Source organism: Prevotella sp. AM42-24, assembly GCF_003461825.1.
GTDB lineage: Bacteria > Bacteroidota > Bacteroidia > Bacteroidales > Bacteroidaceae > Prevotella > Prevotella hominis.
The window spans coordinates 1-11,122 of the sequence record NZ_QTXV01000080.1 but is presented as its reverse complement, the minus strand read 5'-3'; the positions used below and the strand labels follow the sequence as shown (position 1 = coordinate 11,122).

General features: G+C 54.5%; 4 protein-coding genes. All 4 read right to left on the bottom strand.

Annotated elements, in window-relative coordinates; all coding sequences use genetic code 11:
* Window positions 1-7,070, bottom strand: a 7,070-nt coding sequence (locus DW917_RS15025; protein WP_118120011.1) for a SpvB/TcaC N-terminal domain-containing protein, incomplete at its 3' end; no start/stop codon positions are given.
* Window positions 7,071-7,373: 303 nt separating this feature from the next.
* Window positions 7,374-9,134, bottom strand: coding sequence for a T9SS type A sorting domain-containing protein (locus tag DW917_RS15020; protein WP_233524772.1), 1,761 nt, complete (start codon window positions 9,132-9,134; stop codon window positions 7,374-7,376).
* Between the two features lie 2 nt (window positions 9,135-9,136).
* Window positions 9,137-10,039, bottom strand: a complete 903-nt coding sequence (locus DW917_RS15015) for a hypothetical protein (RefSeq protein WP_233524771.1) — start codon at window positions 10,037-10,039, stop codon at window positions 9,137-9,139.
* A gap of 239 nt (window positions 10,040-10,278) precedes the next feature.
* Entirely contained in the window at window positions 10,279-11,004 is a 726-nt protein-coding gene (locus tag DW917_RS15010) for an outer membrane beta-barrel protein (RefSeq protein ID WP_118120004.1), read from the bottom strand.
* Between the last annotated feature and the right edge of the window lie 118 nt (window positions 11,005-11,122).

Below are 11,122 nucleotides of genomic sequence, written 5' to 3'. Positions count from 1 at the left end.
CGTCCGAAGGTCATCGCCATCTCATACGATGCACTCTTTGCTTTGCCGCTTGCCGTTATCAGGCGGTTCAGTTCGTCATAGGCATAGGTATGGCTGAAGGCACCGCCCAGCTGGGACTTACCGCCAGCCTTCGCAGGGTCTATAGCATTGGTGATGCCCAGGATGTTATCCACGGCATCATACCGGTACTTATTGGTCATGACCGCCGCACCGGCAGCCGTGAGGTTCATCTCCTGCAGGCGTTCACGCTGTCTGTCATAGGTATAGGTGGTCTCCGTTCCGTTGCCCAGGCGGGTATAGACGGTATGTCCTTCCTTGTCATAGCCCACCTCTTCCACGATGGTTTCCTCCTTTCCTTGTTTGTTGGATTTGACACTAACAATTTGTCCTGCAGCATTATAGGCATAGGTTACGACTTCTCCATCGGGATAAGTCATCGTGCGCACGCGGTTCCAACTGTCGTAGGTAGTACCATAGACATAGGTGCGCACGTCGGCAGTGCTGACCATCACCGACCGAACCGTCTTCACCACTTCGCCTTGGTTGCCGTAATAATACGCCTCGCCGCCCGATGCATCTTCCACGAGCACGAGTCTGCCTGCACGATTATACTTCTCGCCCGGTTTGCCATAGGTGTAGGTAACACGGTTGAAGAGGTTCTTCGGATAGAGAACCTCGCTCAGCCTTTCATAATCGTAGGTGTAGGTGACGGGAGCCTTGTCAGAAATGCTCTTCTTGAGTTCCGCCGTGAGCTTCGTCAGGAGATTGCCAGCCGCATCGTAAGTGTAGCTGACTTCACCTGCATCAGGGTGGTTTACCTTGAGCTTATGTCCCAAAAGGTCGTATTCGTAGGTTGTGACCTTGTCATTGGGATGATGAACGGTGGTTACTTGTCCCACGGCGTCGTAGTCGTATTTCACGGTGATGTTATCGCCTGAAGCGTGTTGCATTGTCTCACGGTTGCGCCCTTTCTCGTCGGTGTAACTCTCGGCATTGCGTCCGAGCGCATCGGTCACCTTTGTTTCAAGCATCGGCTCACCATCATGGGAAACGATGCTGTATGCCGTCGTAGTCATAGCCCCATCGGGCAGCGTAACCTTTGTCGTGCGGTCGTAAACGTCGTATTCGGTGGTTGCCTGCGGGTCGCCCGTGGCGGTGTTGTACGTACCGATGCTGCCGTAGCTCTCTGTGGTGGGATAGAATGCTTTTATGGTGCGACCGAAAGCATCGACAATGGCACGGCCGCTGACAATAGATACCTTTTGATTGCTTCCGCCTGCCCACACCACACCTGTCTGCTTGGTCTGCACGGCGCGCATCAGGCTATCGGCAAAGGTATAGGTCTCGATGTCGCCCTCGGGGGAATAATGCAGAGTTCGGGCATAACGACCGGCAGGATGATACTCGAATTTAATGGTATAGGGCTTGCCTGCGGCAATCTCCTTCGGACCGAGAATCGTGCTTGGGCGTCCCATGTCGTCGTAGGCATAGCGCATCTTGTTGCCGTTGAGGTCGGAAGTCTCCACGGGCACTGCCCATTTGTAGTCGTAGACGGTGGAAGAGGTGTAACCGTAGGCGTCTTTTACGCTCGTCACCAGCGCATGGAGCACATCGTCGTAAGTGTAGTCGTAGCGCATGCGCTGTCCCCTATGGTTCTCGGGCTTGGTGAGACTTGCAAGATTACCATAGGCATCGTAGGTCATATCGTAGACCGACGGTTTATCGCCGTTGTGCATGGTGATGTTGGTGATGTCACCATTGCCGTTGATTTGCGTAGAACGTTCGCGGTAAACCTTTCCTCCTTTATCCTTTACGGCGATGTGCTTGGGTACGGAGACGATATACCTTGCCTGCAAGTCATGATAGGCAATATCGGCATCTAATTCATAGTTCGTTGCCGTTTCCTTGTAGGAGGCAAGATTACCGTATGCATCATAGGTATTGTGCACGGTGGTGCTCATGCAGCCCTGTCCGCTGTTGCCGTAAATGCTCTGCTTTACGGCAACAAGTGCCGGGAAGAATACCTCCGTGTCAGCCTGCTGTCTGAGTTCGTAGGTATTCTCCGTTCCCTGCAGCCTGCTACCTGCCGCATCGTAGAGCGTCTCGGCAGTGACAAGGTCGTGCATGTAGAAGTGGCGGTTGTGTCCGTACTCTTCCACATGACTTCGGTACACGGCATTGTCGTTCTGCGTGTCTATCTGCTTGGTAGTAACTTTCTCAAAACCGTAGAAGTCACGTTCTCGGCGGTCGCGATAGCCACCTTCATACTCAAACTCGTTGCGCATCTTGGTGGCTCCGTTCTCGGCATAGCCACCCGTGGTCTCCACGGATGCCATCACCCAACGGCGACCGGGCATGTTATAGCTTGGTCCTGTCTGCTTGTATTCTACGGCAACGTGCCCGCCGAAAGGCAGGGTAACGCCTTTGAGCAGGTTGGTACGTCCCGTTAGGTTGCGGCGCACCTTCATGCTGTTTTCGCTATCGCTGTAAACGAGATCTGGCAAGCCGTCGCCGTCTATATCCATCAAAGCCGCAGTCGTGCGATTGATGCTTTCGCTATGTGACCCTTGTATGCTCGGTGTAATATTGATGCCGAAGCCGAACGGCAGCGGTATGCGGATGGTATAGGCCGTGCTGGCGTATGTGGCCACGGAAGAGCCCAGGTCGGCGGAAATCTCCGATTTCTTATGCAACTGCTCAGGTGCGGCAAAGCCGCTGCCCGTATTCAGTATAACCTTCAGGTCGCCGTTTCCGTCCTGCTCTACAAAGTCAGGCAGTCCGTCGCCGTTGATGTCATGGAAAGCACCCTTGCCGGAAGTGAGGCTACCCGTATCGTTCTGACCTGCTGATATGTTGAAGAGGCCGAGGACGGATACGCATACACCCAGTCCGTCACCGTAGTTGCTGTTGGAGCTCCGTTCCACGTCATTGATTCCCGACGGCATGGTCTCCGTGAAGGAATATCCCAGATTGTAGCGCACCTGTCCCCTGCAGACCATGTCTGGCAGTCCGTCTCCGTTGATGTCCTGCCAGCTGCGTACGGTCTCCGATTTGCCGCTTGAGAAATTTCCGCTGGCACTGCAGGCGCCCTCCGAGACGTTTCCGCTGAAGCTTGCTCCTTCTGCATTCTTTTCCAGCCTTCTCGTCTGCTGCAGGCTTGCCATGCTCCTGGCGAAGGAAGCCTTCGCCTGCTTGAGCTGAGCACCTAATTTGGAAAGGCTGTAGCTGTCGGGATCCATGCTGAGTCCGGCATCCCCACCTATGTTTTCCGATTTGCCGCTGGATGCGGGTGATTCCACATCGTATTGCAGCCCGTCACCGGGTATTCCGGTCTGCCCTGTAAGCTGGGCCCTGACGCTGCCGTTCTCATCACGTATCCAGTCCGGATATCCGTCACCATTGAGATCCATGACGGACACCGTAGTATAGGAATCCTGTCTGGTGCTGCTCCTGTTCACTCCGATGCTGGCTCCCATGGAGAATCCCAGGGAGTAGGTCTTTCCCGTGCTTTTCGATTCGGTCATCAGTACGGGTGCGGAAAGTCCCTCTCCATGTGTGCAGTAGCTGATGGAGTCAACGGTTATTTCATCCTCACCCAGTCTCGATGCACGCATCATCGTACCTTCTGTATAGACACTATCAGTGGCGCTGACATACTTTCCCGTCTCGGGAATGTATGCCATCGTAAAGAATTTCTGCTTGCTGATGTCGAGCGTATTTCTCTCGACGGCTTCCTCGTCGATTTTCCCGTCCCTGATGTATTCATTATGGTCAGGTACTCTCATCTCGGCAATTCTGACAGGCTCCTCTCTTTCATTGCTGTTCCATGCGAACTGGCCCCATCCCCTGTAGAGCATTCCGCAGTCGAAGCGGTTGAAGCTGGAGAATACGGATGCGGGAACGGTTCCGACAGGTACTGCCCGGCGACCGGTCTCCAGTTTCCTTCCATCTGCACCTGTCTCGTAGAGTATGGAGTCGCGGAGGATGTGCAGCCGGGCGACCGGAGCGTTGTCCAGTTCATTGGATACGGAAAAGCTCACCTGTATTTTCCTTGCCGAAAGTCGCGGGATGAGGAAGTCGCCGTCCACGGCGGTACTGTCTCCCCAGAGGCGGTTGTCGTCTGCCATCGTATAATCCCTGCGGTAAAGCAGCGTGCCCGTCTCGTCCTTCAGTGTAAGGTGGACGGTGGCAGGTTCTGTGTCCTTGTCCGAAGAGCGGACGGTCTGGAACTCGGGAACAAGAACCAGCCTGTTTCCCCAGACGGAGTCACGGGTTGCGAAGTGAATGAGCGTATCCCTTGCCGCAGCGATGTTCTTGTTGAACATCAGGCGCTGCGGGGCAAGCGTGTATCTGGTGGTGTCGCTGTGGAACACGGGATTCCAGCTGATGTGCTGCCAGTTGACGGGACTGTTTGTCCTGATGATAAAGTTCACCGTGGCACTGTCTGCAGCCTGAGAACGGAATTCGCCCCTGAAATTTCCAGCAAGCACGGTGTCGGCAGGCAGGAAGAGGCTTCCTACTTCCGTCTGCTTGCCGGTCTTGTCCGTCCTTACTACAGAGAGGGTGAGGTCATCGCCCGTCTTCTGCTTGCTGAAGCTGCCTTCATAGGATACCGTTCCGTCCACGGCAAGCGGTGCTGCGGACATCTCTCCGGCGATGTGGTCCGAGGAACAGCGGTAATGTCTCAAATCCTCTCCGGCATAGGTGTCTGCCGCAATGGAAGTGTAGATGATGTCCGGATTCCATTCGACCGCATCCCCCGTACCTGAATATCTGGCATTCACGCGGAAGAGCAGGAAGTCGCCCGGTCTGACGGTAAGTTTTTTTTCCGGTACCGTGACGCTGCCGGATTGCAGGAGCGTGTCTTTCCACAGTACGTTGTCATTGTGCTGCATGCTCAGGCTGACACCGTCACCCTGGTCTGACGGCTTGCTGACCGTAGAGGTCACTTTCACAGTTCCTGCGTATGGGGCACGCCATAGGCGCACGGCATCGTGCAGCGGGAATTCCCGTTCCAGGGAATCCCTGATGGCATCATAGTCGGGCAGGAATGCGGAATCTATGCCCTCCGCATTTCCCGTGATGGGATTTCCTGTATTGCTGCTCGTGCTGCTGAAGCTTACATCCCTGCCGTTTGTATGGTTGAAATATACCGTACCGTTGCAGGCGATGTCTATCAGCCCGTCGGCATTGAAATCCAGGAAATAGGTCTTGTTCTTGCTCTGGTCGGTGGTCTTACTTACGGCGTAGCCGGCACTTGCCGGGCCGAAGCCTGCAGCCACGTTCGCATTCCTTGTGTTGCTGGTGGTTGTTCCTCCGGTGAAACTGCTGATGCCCCTGATGACCATCTCCTCTCCGAAAGACGGATGGCTGAGGTCCCTGTTCTGGTTCAGCCTGTAATACAGTTTCCCGTCTGCACCTTTCCAGACCTTGTCTGGCATGCCGTCTCCGTTGATGTCAACGAGGGCAATGCGTCCTTCGTTGTCCGACTTGGAATAGGAGTAGGAACCTCCTGCATTGACCGATGCCGGTCCCCAGCCGGCTCCGACCATGACTCCGCCGCCCACGGTGTTTCCCCTGGCAGAGCCGCCGCCGAGGAGTGACATGCTCTCGTCAAGGTTTCCGATGTGGTAGCTGACAAGTCTGCCGCAGTCGTCCTTTTCTGCCGTATAGACTTCGGGGGTATCGGAGAAGATACCCTGCGCAATGTCGTTGTAGTAGCTGAAGCCCTGTGCCGCCACGCGCCTGTCCCTGCTGTCTTTCTGCACGATGCTGTCAAGAAGGGTCTTGGAGAAGGCACCTTCCCTGTAATGGAACGCATAGGCACGCAGCTGTTCCCCGTCATACATCACTTCCACGCGTTCGAGCAGGGCATCGTCTGTCTGCAGTATGCCCAAGCGCCCGTTTCTGACGGCATCCTTGCGTCCGGTTGCCGCATATGTGAACCTGACACTGTAGGGACCTTCCTCATCCCTGTAACCCGTATAGCGGCAGATGTCGGGGTAGAGGTTGTTCCCTTTCTTGATATACCTGTAGGATATGGTGTTGCCGTGGGCGTCCTGAGTTCTGCAGAGCGCCCAGCGCAGGATGTTTCCTCGGGCATCTTTCAGCACGGCACCTTCATCCACCACGCCGTCCCTGCCGCCGAAGAAGGATACCGTTCCGTCCTTGGAGGTTACTTCCCAGGTATAGTTCTGCGGGGAATCACCCCTGCGGATGATCCTGGCGAAACCGCCCTCGGTGAGCGGGCGGAAATGCCTGTCCTTCGTTCTTGCCGGTGCATCGGCCGTGCGGTAGGTGCGACCGTTGAGTCTGCTGCCCATGAACAGGTAGCTCTCGCTTTCCCTTTCCCTGTCAAAGCGTGGCACGCCCCATCGGGTCTCGATGTCAATGCTCTGCAGGGGAAGATTCCAGCCGTAGCCGGCATAGGAGGAACCGCCGTAGCTACTGTACTGCAGGCTGACACCGGGCTGCATGCCGGCTCTTCCGGCTGGCAGTTCAAACGGATAGCCCAGTGATGCTGTTCCGCTCTGGTTGGCGGATGGAACGCTCACGGCCGTAATGCCGGCACCGGGGTCGGCTGCCTTGAGTTCGCTGATACCCGTTGGCACATAGTTCTGGGTCTCGGGATTCTCGGGCACCTTGATGATGCCGTTGATGACGTCGGTGAAATGCGATGTCTCGGCCACGACCAGTTCCCTGTCCTTGTCCAGAGCCTTGTGCCGCAGCATTACCCACCTGTCTTTCAGTCCGTCATAAAAATAGGTATGGATATCCTCGGCTGTATATCCCTGTGGTATGAGGGTACTGTCATAGGGTACGGTGATGCTTGCCAGCGAATGTACGAAGTGCTCTCCGTGCGGCAGGAAGCGGTAGCCGGCGATACAGTTCTTCCGGCTGGCAGAAATGGTAGGATTACTCCTGTCTGCCGTCACGTTCACCATGCCTGCAGGCAGGTGGGGAAGTTCGCCCTTGCGCAGCGGTGTAATGCTCAGGATTCTGGCATGGTCCATACTGCCCCGGGGAACCCTGAGTTCCGCACGTCCTACAGACAGGGAGTCTGCTTCCATACCGGTGAAGTACTTGCTTACCGTACGTTTCCGGAAATTCTGTAGATCCGCCGCTGCATTTTTCCCGGCGGTCTGTTCCGGTCGGATGCCCCTCTCCCCGGTAGGGAGAATGGTGTCTCCGGCTGTCTTCTTTATGAGGGTGTCTTCAGCAGAATACTCTCTGCTGTCCTGGATGCGGTTGCCGGAGATTCCCTTACTGCCGTCATTGCAGGATGCAAGCAGCAGGATGATTTCTGAAACCACAACGGATAGGAATATGTTTCTTTTCATGTTTTTCTACTTTGATATAGTGGTTGGTTCCGTTTATTTTCTGACGAGTCTGATGCTCTTCCTGCTGGTCCCGCTCTTCATCTCAAGAATATAGATGCCGTTCTGGGACAGATGGAAGCGGGTGGCATGGTAGGTGTCTGCCGAGCGTTTTTGCGTCTGCATCAGGGCACCGTCCGGTGAATAAAGACGCAGTTCCAGCGGGAATGATCCGGACATCTCCACACGTACGGAGACGTCGCCGTCTTCTGTCGGATTGGGAGAAACGTCATAACGTGAGAAGATGTCTCCTGCTGCCGTAGATACGTCAAGCGTGCGGATTGTGGTACATCCCTCGCCGTCGGTCAGTTCGAGGAGGTATCTTCCGTCCCCGTCAAGCGTGACGCTCTCTCCGCTCAGGTATCTGCCCTTTGGAGTCTTCCAGCGGCAGGGGTAGTTACCTTGTGTTTCAAGATGATACTCGCGTGAAGCACCTTTGGAGAACTGGACATCCTGGAGCTCCGGCATGTCTGCCATGTCGGCATTGGATACCATGATCTCGCTGGAGAGGGTCTTGCCGTTACGGTCCCTGGCAGTGAGGACGTACAGCCCCTGCTGCAGGTCTTTGACGGTGAGAATGCTGTCTTCGGTGGAAAGGCTGCTGATGATAGTCCCGTCAAGGCTGACCGTGACACGGTATGGTGCACTGCCGCCTGTCAGGAGTATCCTGAGCCGTCCCCTTTCTGCCGTGGAGCAGCAGGGACGTTCCGTTTCAACGGTCGCAAAGAAGTCTTTGGCGATGCGTAATGTGAAGATGCTTTCTCCGGCAGCGGCTGCTATACCGTCAAAGACGATGCTGTCGGCATGGCTGTCCCTGGCCCTGTAATAACGTATCTGTCCTACAGGAAATCTGCCCGTTCCGCTCTCATCTACGGCGAGGTAGTATTCCTCACCTGTTTCGAGCGGCTTGAGACTGCGGATGCATCGGGTATCGAAAGTAAGGGCAAGAGGTTCCGTCTGGCTGCCCACCATTGAAGCTGCCCACCGCCGCTGCATCCATTTTCCGTTACCTTTGTCTGCAGCAAAGGAAAGTAGCCTTGCATCATCGCCCCAGAGAAAGCTCGTACCTTCGCTGACGGACCGGGTGGATACCCTGATGACGGCTTCCTCCTCGCTGCTTTCACCTGTAGTCTGGTCAAGCTTCGAGACTGCATCGCCGATGATACCTGCAATGCGGTGGTTGTATGCCCTGAGCCTGTAGTGGTTGCGGATGATTTCACCTCTGGAGTTGAAGTATGAGTGGGCAAGGGTGATGCCGTGGCGCAGGGCAAGGGCACTTTCCACTCGCATGCGTTCGGTGGTGGTGAGGGCACGGTCATAGACGGCATATTCCACCATGCCGTCCCTGAGGTTTCTGACAGGAAGTTTCTCTCCGGTCATTTTACCGATACTGAGCGTTCCCTGCGTTCCGTCGGCAGAAGAGCAGCTGTAGGAATACAGGCGCAGCTGCGGTAGCGTGTCACGTCCCGTATAGTTCATGAAAGTTCCTCTGGCAAGGTTGGCGGAGCGTGCCGTGGTCTGTACACGACCGGTCTTGCCGGAACGTGTGCTGACATTCCAGAGCAGCTGCTCGCTCCCCTGCTGTATCCTGCCTACACCGACAAAGGTCATTCCGCCAGTACCGGAAAGCTGTACTGTTCCGTTATCCTTGCCAGTTGCCCATTTTACGGGACCGGCTACGCCGCCAGGAGACTGTGCCTGGACGGCGGCGGAAAACAGAAAGAGAATTACTGTTATATTGAATACTGTATGTTTCATCGTCATTTCTTTTTGTTCAGGTGTATGGTATAGCCGACTGTCAGCTGGAGCAGGTGACTGTTGTTCGTAGCTCTGTGATAGCCGTAGGGGTTCTCTTCCGTCCTGATGAGATCCCCGGCGCCGTAGCTGTATTGGAGGCTGGCTTCGATTCCGTTTCTGAAGGATGAATATCCTATTTTCAGCAGGGGCATGAAGTGAGGGCGTGCCCGGAGTGATTCTCTTAGATGTTCCCGGGTGAGTCCGTCTGCCGGTGCAAATTCTGCAGCACGGTTGCTGGAAAAGTCAATGCCGCCCGGATTAATGGGAATGCCCACACCGACACCGGCACCCATGTAGAAATCGCTCAGCAGGTAAAGACGTACTGAAGCCTGGGGCATGATGAGATGATAGCGGAAGGCGGTTTTCTCGTCGGTTCCGTCAATTTCCTTATGCTCCTTCAGGGTGGATGACAGGCATGTGTAGTCTGCAGCCAGCTCTATGCCCAGACGGTCGCTTCGCCAGAGGGCGAAGACACCTATCGCAGGAACTAACGAACCGCTCTCTTCCATGGTGTTGCGTGGACGGAAGGTACCGTCTTCGATAAGGGCTGCGAGATTTCCGATGGAACTGTATCCGATACCGGCGCGCATGCCGATACGCAGCTGGTAATAACGCTTGTGATGGAAGATGAGTCCCTGTTCTGGGGAGCGGCTGGTTTCAGCCGGATTCATGGCGGTTTCTACAAAACCAGGTTCTTTGGAAGGCTGCACTTCGAGGCTATCCTGCACAGGAACCGGTTCTTCTTTCTTTTCTTCAACAGCTGCTTCTTGGGTAGGATGAGGAATATGGGTGGCTGTCACCTTCTTTCCTGATTGTTTTCCTGCTGCCGTTTTCCATACTATGGGGAAGACGGCTGATGAATCCATTCTGGCGGACTCATGTGGGGGTGAAACACGGCTTGTTGCCGGTGGTGGCGGTTGCGGCGACGGCACTTCTTTCCTGTCTTGCCCGCAAAGCCGCAGGCTGAGAATGATGATGATAATGACAAGGAATGCACCTGTGCCGCAGATGACATTGCGTTGGTTAGAATTCATCATGGGCTCTTATATATATTAAAATGTGTATGTGTGTTGGACAGATTAGTCAGACCAGAGACTTTCTGTTCTTATTTGATTTTGATCATATAACCCACAGTCAGTTCAATCTGCTGGTTGTGGTTGTCCTGTTCCACCCAGTTGTAGGTGTTGGTTTCTGTCTTGATGCTGTTGGTCAGACTGTAGTGGTAGCGCAGATCGACCGTCATGCCAAAAGGGAATTCATAGCCGATACCGCCACCCAGGGCAGCATCAGGACGGCCTTTCAATTTGTCCCTGAGCAGCCGCTCGGTCTCTTTCACACCCGGATAGCCCAGCGCTGAAAACTTTTCGTCTTCCTGATTTCCCGTATAGGAGAGATTGTCGGGAGAGAGGTTGGCACCTATTCTTCCGCCCAGAGAAACATGCAGGGAATTCCTGCCCCTGAAAGGATAGAGGTTCAGATAGGCGGCAAGTCCCAGATGATGGTAACGGGTGGAAAGCGTGTAGTTCAGCTCGTTCCTGTCTTCGTAACGCACCCTGGCTGTCTTGTTGTAATAGGTGATGCCTGCTTCCACGCCGCAGAGACTTCCCGGCTCTCTGTAAAGGAAAAACAGTTCTGCACTTGGTACGAAAAGCCCTTTGTTGTCGAACGAATAGTTGGAATAATAATTCTCACTCACCAGTATCCTGTCTATATGGTTGTTGATACTGTAGCCGCCTCCCAGACGGATGCCGGCATAGAAGGAGTTCTCCTGGGCACTCAGTGAAAGACAGCAAGTGGACAAAAGAACGGTTAACTTAATTCCTGTATTCATAAATCTGAATTTATTATTTAATTTCATCCTGAAATTAAAGTTCCTCATTATTCTGTGACTCCCGTCAAATATGTTGACAGCAGAAACAATGGGGCACTTTTAGGGTTAATCGAAACTT